This is a genomic window from Pseudomonas sp. TE3910 (assembly GCF_056279025.1).
The window spans coordinates 776,487-789,259 of sequence record NZ_JBWBQN010000001.1 but is presented as its reverse complement, the minus strand read 5'-3'; the positions used below and the strand labels follow the sequence as shown (position 1 = coordinate 789,259).

General features: G+C 59.1%; 12 protein-coding genes and 1 tRNA gene. 6 read left to right on the top strand and 7 right to left on the bottom strand.

Features of this window, described 5'->3' with window-relative positions; genetic code table 11:
• The first annotated feature begins 22 nt into the window (after nucleotides 1-22).
• Entirely contained in the window at nucleotides 23-886 is an 864-nt protein-coding gene (locus ACZ9H3_RS03585; RefSeq protein ID WP_454241476.1) for a LysR family transcriptional regulator, read from the top strand.
• Here ACZ9H3_RS03585 and ACZ9H3_RS03580 read toward each other — a convergent pair.
• Complete coding sequence (locus tag ACZ9H3_RS03580) at nucleotides 860-2,026, bottom strand: HPP family protein (RefSeq protein WP_476219621.1); 1,167 nt, start codon at nucleotides 2,024-2,026, stop codon at nucleotides 860-862. The two genes, ACZ9H3_RS03585 and ACZ9H3_RS03580, sit on opposite strands and share 27 nt — an antisense overlap.
• Before the next feature lie 496 nt (nucleotides 2,027-2,522).
• Between ACZ9H3_RS03580 and ACZ9H3_RS03575 the strand changes: the two genes are divergently transcribed.
• On the top strand, nucleotides 2,523-4,235 hold the full coding sequence (locus tag ACZ9H3_RS03575; RefSeq protein WP_476219620.1) for an amidase: 1,713 nt from the start codon (nucleotides 2,523-2,525) through the stop codon (nucleotides 4,233-4,235).
• Nucleotides 4,236-4,452: 217 nt separating this feature from the next.
• On the opposite strand, the gene ACZ9H3_RS03570 is transcribed toward ACZ9H3_RS03575, so the two are convergent.
• A tRNA-Gln gene (locus ACZ9H3_RS03570) sits at nucleotides 4,453-4,527 on the bottom strand.
• A gap of 371 nt (nucleotides 4,528-4,898) precedes the next feature.
• The gene (locus ACZ9H3_RS03565; protein ID WP_476219618.1) at nucleotides 4,899-5,411 is read right to left on the bottom strand and encodes a GNAT family N-acetyltransferase; all 513 of its coding nucleotides are present in this window, start codon (nucleotides 5,409-5,411) and stop codon (nucleotides 4,899-4,901) included.
• A 292-nt stretch (nucleotides 5,412-5,703) separates the two neighbouring features.
• Between ACZ9H3_RS03565 and ACZ9H3_RS03560 the strand changes: the two genes are divergently transcribed.
• A complete protein-coding gene (locus ACZ9H3_RS03560; protein WP_476219616.1) occupies nucleotides 5,704-6,438 on the top strand; it encodes a phytanoyl-CoA dioxygenase family protein in 735 nt (244 codons plus the stop codon).
• Between the two features lie 8 nt (nucleotides 6,439-6,446).
• Here ACZ9H3_RS03560 and arsJ read toward each other — a convergent pair whose 3' ends face one another.
• From arsJ to ACZ9H3_RS03540, 4 genes are all read right to left on the bottom strand, one after another.
• On the bottom strand, nucleotides 6,447-7,667 hold the full coding sequence (gene arsJ / locus ACZ9H3_RS03555; RefSeq protein ID WP_476219614.1) for an organoarsenical effux MFS transporter ArsJ: 1,221 nt from the start codon (nucleotides 7,665-7,667) through the stop codon (nucleotides 6,447-6,449).
• 13 nt (nucleotides 7,668-7,680) lie between these two features.
• Nucleotides 7,681-8,685, bottom strand: a complete 1,005-nt coding sequence (locus tag ACZ9H3_RS03550; RefSeq protein ID WP_330522665.1) for an ArsJ-associated glyceraldehyde-3-phosphate dehydrogenase — start codon at nucleotides 8,683-8,685, stop codon at nucleotides 7,681-7,683.
• Nucleotides 8,686-8,796: 111 nt separating this feature from the next.
• Nucleotides 8,797-9,513, bottom strand: coding sequence for an arsenical resistance protein ArsH (gene arsH, locus ACZ9H3_RS03545; protein ID WP_099774662.1), 717 nt, complete (start codon nucleotides 9,511-9,513; stop codon nucleotides 8,797-8,799).
• 73 nt (nucleotides 9,514-9,586) lie between these two features.
• Complete coding sequence (locus tag ACZ9H3_RS03540; RefSeq protein WP_065761202.1) at nucleotides 9,587-9,943, bottom strand: metalloregulator ArsR/SmtB family transcription factor; 357 nt, start codon at nucleotides 9,941-9,943, stop codon at nucleotides 9,587-9,589.
• A gap of 360 nt (nucleotides 9,944-10,303) precedes the next feature.
• Between ACZ9H3_RS03540 and ACZ9H3_RS03535 the strand changes: the two genes are divergently transcribed.
• From ACZ9H3_RS03535 to ACZ9H3_RS03525, 3 genes are read left to right on the top strand one after another with little or no spacing between them, the layout of a single operon-like run.
• Entirely contained in the window at nucleotides 10,304-11,383 is a 1,080-nt protein-coding gene (locus ACZ9H3_RS03535; protein ID WP_476219610.1) for an ArsO family NAD(P)H-dependent flavin-containing monooxygenase, read from the top strand.
• Nucleotides 11,384-11,410: 27 nt separating this feature from the next.
• Complete coding sequence (locus ACZ9H3_RS03530) at nucleotides 11,411-12,448, top strand: permease (protein WP_099774655.1); 1,038 nt, start codon at nucleotides 11,411-11,413, stop codon at nucleotides 12,446-12,448.
• A 19-nt stretch (nucleotides 12,449-12,467) separates the two neighbouring features.
• Nucleotides 12,468-12,704, top strand: a complete 237-nt coding sequence (locus tag ACZ9H3_RS03525) for a thioredoxin family protein (RefSeq protein WP_099774653.1) — start codon at nucleotides 12,468-12,470, stop codon at nucleotides 12,702-12,704.
• Nucleotides 12,705-12,773 lie beyond the last annotated feature (69 nt).

Sequence of the window (12,773 nt, the reverse complement as noted above, 5' to 3'; positions counted from 1 at the left end):
ACCTTGCTGATCAGGTGCATTCATGGATATCGAGCTGGCCCGAACCTTTCTTGAGATCGTCCGTTGCGGCAGCCTGGCCTCGGCGGCCGAGCGCTTGCACGTCACACAGACCGCCATCACCGCCAGGGTGCAGAAACTCGAACAACAACTGGCCTGCCAACTGTTCGTGCGCAGCCGCAGCGGCGCCAGCCTTACCGCCGACGGCGAAGCCTTCGTGGTGTACGCCAACCAACTGGTGCAAACCTGGGAAGCCGCGCGCCGCGACCTGCCGCTGCCCGATGGCTGCCATCAGGTGCTGCACATCGGCGGCGAAGTCAGCCTGTGCAACCCACTGATGCTCAATTGGGTCAGTGCCCTGCAACGGGAACTGCCAAACCATGCCGTGCGCTGTGAAGTCGGCGAGCGCAACAGCTTGCTGCAAGAGCTGGAGCTAGGGGTACTCGACGCGGTGCTGGTCTATCAGCCAAGCTACGGCCCGGGCCTGCAGGTCGAGCAACTGATGGAAGAGAAGCTGATCCGCATTCGCAAGGCCTGCACGCCCGAACCCTACGTCTACATTGATTGGGGCGATGCCTTCCGCCGCCTGCACGATGCAGCCTTGCCCGAATGCGCCCGCCCGGCACTGAGCTTCAACCTCGGCCCGATGGCCCTGCAGTACATACTCGAACACGGCGGAAGCGGCTATTTTCGCACACGCGTGGTACAAGCCTACCTGGACAGCGGCGTGTTCGAGCGCGTGCCGCAAGCGCCCGAATTCACCTACCCCACCTACCTGGTGTATGCCCGCGAACGCGACTCGCAAGTGCTGCAACAGGCGTTCAGCGTATTACGCGAAGTCGTCGCCCGCGACAATGACTGGTCACAACGCTGGGACCCGCAGATCTGAGCGCACCGTTGCCACTTTGCTGAGCAACTGACGCTTGAGCGCGGCAATCAGGTCGGTCTGGGTGATCACCCCTACCACCTGCTCACCGTCCAGCACCGGCAGGCAATGCAACCCTTGCTCACAGAGCAACGGCAGCAGCGTGACCGCCTGCTGCTGACTGCCGACACTGACCACACGCCGGCTCATGATCGTCTCGAGCCGCACCGACTGACGCCGACCAAACAGCGCACGCCAACTGAACCGTTGCTGGGCCATGGCCGGGCCAATCAAATCACTCAGGCTGACAATCCCGACCAGGCGCTTCGTCTCATCGAGCACCGGCAAAGCCTTCACATGATGACCCGACAACTGCTGCCAGGCCTGCTCCAGCGTGGTGCCGGGCGTGGCGAACTGTACGTCCCGTGACATCACCCTGGCTGCGGTAATCCCGCCAAGGCTACGCTTCAACGCCTGCTGCTCGGTGGCCATGATGATTCGTTCCAGTTCATCACGGGTGACATCGACAAACTCGCCCAACGCTTCCAGCGCCTGATCCAGATCTTCGCCACTGACCCCTACCCGTTCACTCGGCAATGGGTCGAGGGTATGGTGCAAGTCCTTGCGCGGCGCAGCCGTCTTTGGGTAGCGCACCCCGGTTGCCCGGTTGTACAGCACCGCCACCAGCAACAGGCACAAAGCGTTGAGCAACACGGGCTCCAGGACCTGAACACCGAGTACAGCGAGCGAGGGGTCCGCCAATGCCAGGCTCACCGCCAGTGCCCCGCCCGGCGGATGCAGACAACGCAGCAGGCACATCAGCAGAATGGCCAACATTAGTGCCGAACTGGCGGCCAGCAGCCCGGGGCCGATCCAGTGGTGCAGCCCCAGCGCCACCAATGCGGCGATGACATAGCTACCGATCAGCGGCCACGGTTGTGACAACGCCCCGGAGTGCACCCCGAACAGCAACACGGCCGACGCCGCCAAAGGCCCCAGCAGATGCAGGGCCACCGCGCTGCCGAACAGCGCGCTGCACACCGTGCCCGCGAGCAAAACACCGAGCAACGCGCCAAGACCGGCGCGAAACCATTCTTTGGGGGGGATATTCAGCGTTGCCGGGGCAAGGCGCTGCAGCCAATGACGCAGTCCACGGGTAGACATGGGAGGAGCAAATACCTTTTGAAAAACACGCACCGTCAATACCGAGCGATACACCTTGCGCAAGCAGCCATGCGGGGCAAAACTCGATTGCGCAGGGATTCTGAAGGAGATGAGTACGCTGGCGGTAATGCAAAAAAATGAGGGGAAACTGCATTATTTTTGAGGGGTGCGACGAGGGAGTGCCTCCCCCCTTGAACCCTGGGCGGGAATGGCAATGTGCTTATGGTTATCAGAACGTCACACTGACGTGCGTCACAGGCCGTATTGCAACCAATAACTGCCAGAACGTGCCGCGTCAATAGAAGTCGACCGTAGCAGCAAACCGTTACACTAACGCACCCGCTCCTGGTGTGTTGATAGACAGGACGCCCAAGCGCTTACCCGGCCCAGCGTGCAAGCCCGGCCCCTGCCGTGCAATGAGAACCGACATGAGACACCCTGTTCAGACAACTGACATCCCAGTATCCAATTCCCCGTGTGACGGAGCACCCGCAGCATGATCGAGGTAACCGAGGTTTCCATTGCCGACCTGCGTGCGGCGCTCGAATCCGGGCAGACAACAGCGGTCGCGCTCGTCCAAGCGTACCTCGCCAGGATCGACGCCTATGACGCCCCTGGCACAGCCACTGCGCTCAATGCAGTGGTGGTTCGCAACCCTGACGCACTCAAGGACGCGCAGGCTTCCGATGCCCGTCGGGCCAGGGGCGAAACCTTGGGGCCACTCGATGGCATCCCCTACACCGCCAAGGACAGCTATCTGGTCAAGGGCCTCACCGCCGCCTCTGGCAGCCCGGCATTTGCCGACCTGATTGCCTATCGCGACGCGTTCACCATTGAACGGCTGCGCGCCGCCGGTGCGATCTGCCTGGGCAAGACCAACATGCCGCCCATGGCCAACGGTGGCATGCAGCGTGGGGTCTACGGCCGAGCAGAGAGCCCGTACAACGCCGACTACCTCACCGCCCCCTTCGCATCGGGCTCATCGAACGGCGCCGGTACTGCCACCGCGGCCAGCTTCGCAGCCTTCGGCCTGGCCGAAGAGACCTGGTCGAGCGGGCGCGGCCCAGCCTCGAACAACGGCCTGTGCGCCTATACGCCTTCGCGTGGGGTGATTTCGGTGCGCGGCAACTGGCCACTGACGCCGACGATGGACGTTGTCGTGCCGTACGCCAGAACCATGGCCGACCTGCTCGAAGTGCTCGATGTGGTGGTCGCAGAAGATCCCGACACCCGCGGCGATCTGTGGCGGATGCAGCCCTGGGTGCCGATTCCGAGTGTCGCCTCGGTTCGTCCTGCCTCCTACCTGTCGCTTGCCGCGAAGCCTGAGTCACTCGCTGGCAAACGGCTCGGTGTTCCCCGCATGTATATCAATGCAGACCCCGAAGCAGGCACCTCAGAGGCTCCCGGCATCGGTGGCCCGACCGGGCAGCGCATCAATACCCGCCCGTCAGTGATTGCGCTCTGGGAAGACGCACGAAAGGCACTCGAAGCCGCCGGGGCTGAAGTGATCGAAGTCGATTTCCCGCTGGTCTCCAATTGCGAGGGTGATCGCCCAGGGGCGCCGACCGTGTTTACGCGAGGCCTGGTGTCCAAAGAGTTCCTGCATCACGAACTGTGGGACCTGACCGCCTGGGCGTTCGATGACTTCCTGCAGGCCAACGGCGATCCGAAGTTGAACCGTCTGGTCGATGTGAACGGCCCGCTGATCTTCCCCCACGACCCGGGTACCCTGCCCAACCGCGAGGGCGACCTTGCCGCTGGCATGGACGAATACGTGCGGATGGCCGAGCGCGGGATTACGCCGTGGGACAAGATCCCGACCGTGCCAGACGGGCTGCGCGGGCTTGAAAAGACCCGCCAGATCGACCTTGAAGACTGGATGGAACGGCTTGGCCTGGATGCGGTGATCTTCCCGACGGTGGCCGATGTTGGGCCAGCAAATGCCGATGTCGACCCTGAAGCGGCAGACATTGCCTGGAGCAACGGCGTATGGGTCGCCAACGGCAACCTCGCCATCCGCCACCTCGGGGTTCCAACCGTCACCGTACCAATGGGTGTGATGAAGGACATCGGTATGCCCGTGGGGCTGACCTTCGCTGGGCGCGCCTATGACGATTCAAACTTGTTGCACCTTGCTTGCGCATTTGAATCGACCGGGAACAAACGAATGATCCCACCACGCACACCACCGCTGTCGGCTGGCCAGTAACCGAAATGCCGGGATTGGGGCAGTAAAGGCCCCGATCCCGGCCATCAAATGCAGGACAGGGACATGGCAGTGCGCCAATCGGTGCTATGCCAGAGACGTTACATTGAGGTAAATGCTGCTGATTCAGGAAACACTAGATCGCGCTTCCCGAAAAGACGAACACCCTGAACTCGAGCAGAATCTGCGCGCTGAGCCATACGTGGATGCTGATAGAAAATGGCAGGGGCGGCTGGATTCGAACCAACGCATGGCAGGATCAAAACCTGCTGCCTTACCGCTTGGCGACGCCCCTGTATCTGTTGCGACGAGTGCCATGACTCGATTGATCATTCTGCAGCTTGCGAACCAGCGCCGCTGCAGGAATGTGCGAAATTTATCAACTTTCGCGCTGTATGGGAAGCCTCAAAAACAAAAAAATCGGTTTTAAAACAGCAATTTACTGTCTCACCGCCAAGAGTCCCCAATCAGGCTACCGTCATTCCTCGTTTGCTTGCGGCAATGTCGCCTAGAGGCATCGCCCAGGACGGGCCCCTTGCGAACCCGCGAAATGCGTGCAGAAACTAAATTCCTGCACGGTAGAAATCAAACTGAAAACACCTCGATTTCATGAAGATTTCATTACCTGGCCGAAGGTTAGCAGTGCTTTCAGTACCCTACGCGTACTCAGTGCACCACGCGCGGTAGCAGGAAGCTCAACAGTTCGGGGTCATCATCCGGCTCGATAGCCTGAACCGCGCGCGGCAGGTGCTCCATGACTGAACCCCAGAATGCCGCTGCGGCTTCATCCTGATAGTAGTAACGCACCAGCCAGGCATGCTCCGCACTCATCAGCATCTGGGCCGCTACAGCACGCCCGATGCCTTTACGGCGGTACTTTTTCAGGATGAACAGATCCGCCAGTTCCAGGGCATCGATACCGGGTAAGTCACTGCGCTCGATCAGCAGAAAACCGGCAATGAAACCGTCGACCAGCAACAGGTTGGCGCTCCACTGCGACTCTTGCCAGTAGCGCTGCAGGTGCTCATCGTGGATATAGAAGCGACCGTCCAGTTCAACGTCTTCCTGCTCCCAGTCCGAGGACTCGTAGGCATAGAACTGGTACAGGTTACGCACCAGTTCGATTTGATCAGGGCTGGCCTGCACCAGTTCAAGGGTGATGTCAGTCGTCGAAGGCATGGGAAGCTCAAAGAGAAAATACTAATGGCGGCCGCAGGCAACGGCCGTTTTGCGCGCGCTATTGTTTATAAAAAAAGGCGAGAATGCTACCGGTGATCCGTGCAGTTGCTAAGGATCATGCGGTTGGTGTTGCAACGCCATCACCGTCAAGGTCCTGCTGGCACACCTGACTGATCGTCGTAGTGGGCTCGCAAACGCTGCGCTGAGTCATTGGCCGGTTTTGTCGATTGCTTTAGTCTAGCGCCGGGCCACCCTGCAAGACGCGTTGGTGGCGATGAGAACTGAGGACGCTATGACAGACCGCGAACAGCTCCATCGAGAGGGTTATGTGCTGCTCCGTCGCGTAATCCCAAGCGAGTGGCTGAGTGACCTTCGTGCCGTGTTCGATGCGGGCGTGAAGCCGTCTGACCAATGGCCGGTGCCGCGCGGCATGGACTGGCGTCACTCGCTGCTGGACACCGACGCGAAGGTTCAGGCGGTGTGTCGTCTGCCGCAGGTACTGACGGTGGTTGGCGAGCTGATTGGAGAACGGTTCTTCCTCGCACAGGTCGAGGGTCGCGAACCCCTTGCAGGTGGCGGCCATCAGCAACTGCACCGCGACTTGTCGGCGCAACGACCAGGCGACATCGTCGGTGCTTTAGCTTATTTCGACGATTATGGCCCTGAGAACGGCGCAACCCGTATCGTCCCCGGCAGCCATCGCCCCGTGCACGGAGCACCGCCGTTCGACTTCAACGACGAGTCCCGGTCTGTGCAGCTTTCAGGCTCTGCGGGTGACATTCTGGTGTTTGATGTCGATCTGGTGCATGCCGCCAGCCTGAACGCAATCGGCGCACGCCGTCGCACCCTGCTGATCAGCTATTTTTCTGAGCGTCTGTACGCGTCGCACCTGCAAACAGTGGGCCTGCGAAATGTACGGATGGACACGAGCGATCGATTCGATCCTTCGGATTTAGCCTTCGTTGGGTATGACGATGGTGGTCATTCTGTACGCTCAACCGACCCAAGCGTGGTTCAGGCCGGTTGATTGAATCGTTAGTGCACAATCGCGTGCCGAGGCAAAGCCACGGAAATCAGTGCGGCCAACAGGACGAATGCGGTGGAAACCCACAAGCACGCCTCCAGCCCGTAACGCTGATAAATCCAGCCCGACAACACAGTGCCCAGTAATCGTCCCATTGCATTGGACATATAGTAGAAGCCTACGTCCAACGACACCCCGTCTTCCTTGGCGTAGGAAACGATCAGGTAACTGTGCAGCGACGAGTTCACGGCAAACAGTGCGCCAAACACCAGGAGGCCGCCCAGCAGCACAAGTTGCGGAGAGCTGCCCGCCGAGAGCCCCAGGGCAATGGCCGCAGGCAGGCCTGCCAACAGCCCCGCCCAAACGAAGGCAGCCCGCCCATCAGGAACGTGGCCGCGTTTCTTTCCTGTGATGTTTGGAGCCAGCGATTGGATAATGCCGTAGCCGATCACCCAGGCAGCCAGGAATCCGCCCACCTGCCAGAAATCCCAGCCAAACACGCTACTCAGGTAGACCGGCAAGGCCACCACGAACCACACATCGCGGGCACCAAAGAGGAACATTCGCGCTGCCGAGAGGATATTGATTGCCCGGCTCTTGGACAGGATGTCGCGGAACTTTGGCTTTCCTTTGGCCCTGCCAAGATCTTTCTTCAGCAAGAACAGGCTAGCTAGCCAGATCAACGCCAAGACCGCCGCCATGACCAGTACTGCGCTTTTGAAGTCCATCAGCGCGAGCAATGCGCCGCCTAGGAAGAAGCCAACGCCCTTCAATGCGTTCTTCGAGCCGGTAAGGATCGCTACCCACTGGTAGAGCGTGCCTTGTTGACTGTCGGGCACCAGGAGTTTTATTGAACTCTTGGCGCTCATCTTGTTGAGGTCTTTGGCAATCCCCGACATTGCCTGGGCACCCATCACCCAAGGGATGGTCAGCCAAGCCGCAGGTACGGCAAGCATCAACAACGCCGCAACCTGGAGCCCCAGACCAATGTTCATGGTGCGATTCAGCCCCACCCGGGCGCCAAGGTAGCCACCCAACAGATTGGTAATGACCCCGAAGATCTCGTAGAACAGGAACAGGAACGCAATCTGCAACGGGCTGTAGCCCAACGCATGGAAGTGCAACACCACCAACATGCGCAGTGCACCGTCGGTGAGCGTAAAGGCCCAGTAATTACCGGTGACCAGCAGGTACTGGCGCACCTGCGGGGAGAGGGCTGACAGCGCGTGCATGATCACTCCCTTCTCAGCCTGCCAAACCGACCAGCCTGGCCAGCTCGACAGCACGGTTGGCGTACCCCCACTCGTTGTCGTACCAGGCGTAGATCTTCACCTGGGTGTCATTGACCACCAAGGTCGAGAGCGCATCAATGATCGAGGAGCGCGGGTCGGTGCGGTAGTCGATGGACACCAGCGGGCGTTCTTCATAGCCCAGGATATTTTTCAGCGGGCCCTCTGCGGCCGCTTTAAGCAACGCGTTGACCTCATCCACGGAGGTAGCGCGCTCGACTTCGAACACGCAATCGGTAAGCGAGGCGTTGGCCAGCGGCACGCGCACGGCATGGCCGTTCAGCTTGCCGCGCAGCTCAGGGAAGATCTCGGCAATCGCGGTGGCAGAACCCGTGGTCGTCGGGATCAGGCTCATGCCCGAGGCACGGGCGCGACGCAAATCCTTGTGCGGCTGATCAAGGATGCTCTGGGTGTTGGTCAGGTCGTGAATAGTGGTGATCGAGCCGTGGCGAATCCCCAGGTTTTCATGGATCACCTTGACCACCGGGGCCAGGCAGTTGGTGGTGCAGGAGGCAGCGGTCACGATACGGTGCAATGCCGGGTCGAACAGGTGTTGGTTAACCCCCATGACAACGTTCAGCGCGCCGCTTTCCTTGACCGGCGCGCACACAACCACACGCTTCACACCCTGATCCAGGTAGGCCTGAAGTACCGCAACGGTTTTCATCTTGCCGCTGGCTTCGATGACCAGATCGCAACCCGACCAGTCGGTGTCGGCAATCGCCTTGTTGGCGGTCACCTTGATCCGCTTGCCGTCAATCACAACCTGATCACCCTCGGCGCTCGCTTCGTGGCACCAGCGGCCATGCACCGAATCGAAGTTGATCAGGTGCGCATGCGTTGCTGCGTCGCCTGCCGGATCGTTGATCTGCACGAACTCAAACTCAGGCCAGCTCCAGGCTGCACGCAAGGCAAGACGACCGATGCGACCGAAACCGTTGATACCTACTTTTATACGCATGTGTTTGTTCTCTTGAAGCAACGGCCTGCAGGTAGTTACGACGTGACGATGTCGGACTTGTAGATGCCGTTGATAATGACGTACGGGCATTACGAAACAGTAACGAACCCTTCAAATGGCGCGTTGATTGACACGCCTGGAGAGTTCTTCTGCGGACTCCTTTCGCTCGGAATAACGGTCGACCAAATAGTCGGAGCGCTCACGCAACAGCAGGGTGAATTTCACCAGTTCTTCCATCACATCCACGACGCGGTCGTAGAACGTCGACGGCTTCATACGGCCCTCTTCGTCGAATTCCAGGTAGGCCTTGGGTACCGACGACTGGTTCGGAATGGTGAACATGCGCATCCAGCGTCCGAGTACGCGCAACTGATTGACCACATTGAAAGACTGAGACCCTCCACTGACTTGCATCACGGCCAGGGTCTTGCCCTGGGTCGGACGCACGGCGCCCATGGCCAGCGGTACCCAGTCAATCTGCGCCTTGAACACGGCAGTCATCGCACCGTGACGCTCAGGTGAGCACCAAACCTGCCCCTCCGACCACTGCATCAGCTCGCGTAGTTCCTGCACCTTGGGATGGTTGTCCGGAGCATCGTCAGGCAAGGGCAGACCGGATGGATTGAAGATTCGTGTTTCGGCACCGAAATGCTCCAGCAAGCGAGCGGCTTCCTCCGTCAGCAAGCGGCTAAACGAGCGCTCGCGGGTCGAGCCGTACAGAAGCAGGATGCGTGGCTTGTGCGTGGCCAACAGGGTACTGCCAAGCTTATCGGGAGTCGGCAGTTCGACCAGTTCAGCATTAAGGTTGGGGAGATGTTCTTCAGTCACGGATTGACTCCTGAGCAAGTGCGCCCTGCGGGCTATCTCATAAAAGCCGAGCACAGCTCGGGCAAGCGTTGACTCAACAGCAAGCAGAAAGGCGCTGTGGGCGGTCACCCATCACGTCAAGGCGCTTGGCGTCGGGGCTGAGCCAACGCTGGTTGGCGTCAAGGGTGCTCTTGAGCACAGCGATCACCCAGGCCGGGAGGTTGGGATGCAGGCGGTAATAAACCCATTGCCCCTGCCGACGATCCTCAAGCAAACCGCAATTGCGCAGCTGTGCCAGATGACGGGAAATCTTGGGCTGGCTTTCATCGAGCGCACAGGTGAGCTCACAAACGCACAGCTCTTGCTCACGAGCAATGAGCAACATCAGGCGAACGCGGGTCTCATCGGCCAGGCATTTGAATACGGTGGTTGGCGTCAGGGGGTCAGCCATAGGGGTCTCGACGTTTGGTTTTCACCAGCACAAACCTCTTGATATGTTCATGGCTGTCGTGAAGAGGATGGCGGTAAGCATCGGGCTTGGCGCTCATTGCCAAGTTCAGGGGCTTATATGGTTAAACGAATATATGATTTTTCAAATATACAGTAAAGCGCCACCTTCGTTTCCTGGCTGGTTGGCGAGTCAAGAGGCCTGTGGTTTGCACGAAACGCAAAACGCATAGCAGTCATGGCCATCTGAAAATGCACTTTTTTCGCCTGATAATCGCAATGGCTTTGTGAGCCAGATCAGTTGGCGTCAAAACGGAGTCGCTATACTAAGCACCGCCCCGCATCGACTCCAGGCTCCCCTCCCATGGCTCATCCGCTTAGCAGTCAACTAGACATCGTCATCATCGGTGGGGGCCAATCAGCCTTGGCTGTAGCGTATTTCCTGCGCCGCACCCAACTTTCTTTCGTCATCCTCGACGCAGAGGAAGCGCCAGGGGGCGCCTGGCGTCATGGCTGGAACTCACTGCGCCTGTTCTCACCGTCCACCTGGAGTTCAATCCCCTGCTGGATGATGCCCCCCACGCAAGATGGCTACCCGACACGAAATCATGTGATCGGGTACCTCAACCAGTACGAGCAGCGGTACCAGTTTCCGGTCGAGCGCCCAGTGCAGGTCTCGCGTGTGGAGCGTACAGCGTCTGGCTTGCGAGTACACGCTGACGACAGGCATTGGGATGCCAAGGTTGTCATCAGCGCGACAGGTACCTGGAGCAACCCTTACATTCCTCACTACCCCGGTGCCGAACAGTTCGCTGGGCGGCAGTTGCACTCTGCGAACTATGTTGAAGCACATGCATTTGCGGGCAAGAAAGTGCTGGTGGTGGGCGGCGGTAATTCCGGGGCGCAGATTCTGGCAGAAGTTTCCAAGGTCGCCGAGACCACATGGGTAACCCCTGCTGAACCGGTGTTTCTGCCTGACAATGTTGATGGGCGGGTACTTTTCGAGCGTGCGACTGAGCGATTGAAAGCTCAACAGGAGGGGCGTGTCATTGACCAACCCGTCGGCGGGTTGGGAGACATCGTCATGGTGCCTCCCGTTGTCGAGGCTCGTGAGCGTAACGCTCTCAGATCTGTACGCCCTTTTGAACATTTCACTCGCAACGGCGTGAGGTGGGCCGATGGAACTGAATCTGCCGTGGATGTGGTGATCTGGTGTACCGGATTCAGGCCAGCCCTGCAGCATCTGAATGGACTTGGCGTAATCAATGCCGAAGGCCGCGTTGACGTCGAAGGCACTCACTCGACCCAAGAACCGAGGCTATGGCTGGTCGGCTATGGCGAGTGGACAGGTTCGGCTTCTGCCACGTTGATCGGCGTAACACGCACCGCACGTAGCACCGTCAACGAAATTTCAGCCTTTCTTGGCCATTCGTCCGTGGTCTAGTGCGTCTGCACCCTGGGAGTCGTGTGCATGAACGAAGTAATTGTGCGCTGGCCTGAACGTAACCCCCGCCTCTTTTTGGCAGTGGCCGCGTCTGTCTGGTTCGGACTGTATGAGGCCCTGATTCCTGCGTCCGAAGCGTTGGTCGCAACGCTTCCGGTTGATCGCAATAGCCACCTTGGCGGCGCCTTACAGTTTTTCTTCTACGACACACCCAAAGTGCTGATGCTGCTGACCGGCATTGTGTTCTTGATGGGCATGATCAACTCCCACTTCACGCCTGAGCGCACCCGCGCAATGCTGGCGGGACGAAGCGAGGGGATGGCCAATGTCATGGCCGCGTCACTTGGTGTGTTTACTCCATTTTGCTCCTGCTCAGCCGTTCCTCTATTCATAGGTTTTGTTCAAGCGGGCGTGCCACTAGGGGTGACGTTCTCTTTCCTCATTTCCGCGCCTATGGTGAATGAGGTAGCGCTGACACTGTTGCTTGGCCTGTTCGGCTGGAAGATCGCACTGCTGTACCTGGGCTTGGGTTTGTTTATTGCGGTTGTCGCAGGTTGGGTCATTGGACGCCTGAAAATGGAGGCCTATCTGGAGGACTGGGTTCGTGAAATGCCCAAAATCCAGGCAACCGCCGGTGACACGAGTATGCCGCTGTATGAGCGGATAAATGCCGGGTTTAGCAGCGTACGTGAAATCGTTGGGAGAGTATGGCCTTACATCCTTGCCGGTATTGCCATTGGCGCAGGCATTCACGGGTATGTGCCTGAGGATTTCATGGCCAGCTTCATGGGCAAGGAAGCCTGGTGGTCGGTTCCGCTCGCGGTACTTATCGGCATCCCCATGTACACCAATGCTGCAGGCATCATCCCGATTGTGCAGGCACTGCTCGCAAAGGGCGCGGCGCTGGGCACTGTGCTGGCCTTCATGATGAGTGTCATCGCCCTCTCCCTTCCGGAGATGGTGATCTTGCGCAAGGTGCTGAAGGTTCGCCTGATAGCCACCTTCATTGGGGTCGTCGGCGTCGGCATTCTCATCGTCGGTTACCTCTTCAACTTCGCGCTTTAATCCACGTATTGAGGTTTTTATGAAAGACATCAAGGTTCTGGGTAGCGGTTGTGCCAAATGCAAATCAACGGTGGCCATCATCGAACAGGTGGCGAGCGCGACAGGCATCCCGGTGAAGCTGGAGAAGATCGAAGACATGCAACAGATCGTCAGCTACGGGGTTATGTCCACGCCCAGCGTTGTGATTGATGGAAAAGTTGTTCACTCAGGGGGCGTCCCCTCCCGTGACAAGGTCGAACAGTGGCTCAGCGCTTGAGGTAGGCAGCCAGCGACACAAGGGCAAACAGGGCCCTGTCCATCGCTGACAGGATCTTTAGGGTTCGCA

Coding starts and splice junctions, on each gene's coding strand:
- ACZ9H3_RS03560 (WP_476219616.1), top strand. CDS start 5,704: ATGACAGACCGCGAACAGCTCCATCGAGAGGGTTATGTGCTGCTCCGT.
- ACZ9H3_RS03525 (WP_099774653.1), top strand. CDS start 12,468: ATGAAAGACATCAAGGTTCTGGGTAGCGGTTGTGCCAAATGCAAATCA.
- ACZ9H3_RS03580 (WP_476219621.1), bottom strand. CDS start 2,026: ATGTCTACCCGTGGACTGCGTCATTGGCTGCAGCGCCTTGCCCCGGCA.
- arsJ (WP_476219614.1), bottom strand. CDS start 7,667: ATGCACGCGCTGTCAGCCCTCTCCCCGCAGGTGCGCCAGTACCTGCTG.
- ACZ9H3_RS03530 (WP_099774655.1), top strand. CDS start 11,411: ATGAACGAAGTAATTGTGCGCTGGCCTGAACGTAACCCCCGCCTCTTT.
- ACZ9H3_RS03575 (WP_476219620.1), top strand. CDS start 2,523: ATGATCGAGGTAACCGAGGTTTCCATTGCCGACCTGCGTGCGGCGCTC.
- ACZ9H3_RS03585 (WP_454241476.1), top strand. CDS start 23: ATGGATATCGAGCTGGCCCGAACCTTTCTTGAGATCGTCCGTTGCGGC.
- ACZ9H3_RS03540 (WP_065761202.1), bottom strand. CDS start 9,943: ATGGCTGACCCCCTGACGCCAACCACCGTATTCAAATGCCTGGCCGAT.
- ACZ9H3_RS03550 (WP_330522665.1), bottom strand. CDS start 8,685: ATGCGTATAAAAGTAGGTATCAACGGTTTCGGTCGCATCGGTCGTCTT.
- ACZ9H3_RS03535 (WP_476219610.1), top strand. CDS start 10,304: ATGGCTCATCCGCTTAGCAGTCAACTAGACATCGTCATCATCGGTGGG.
- ACZ9H3_RS03565 (WP_476219618.1), bottom strand. CDS start 5,411: ATGCCTTCGACGACTGACATCACCCTTGAACTGGTGCAGGCCAGCCCT.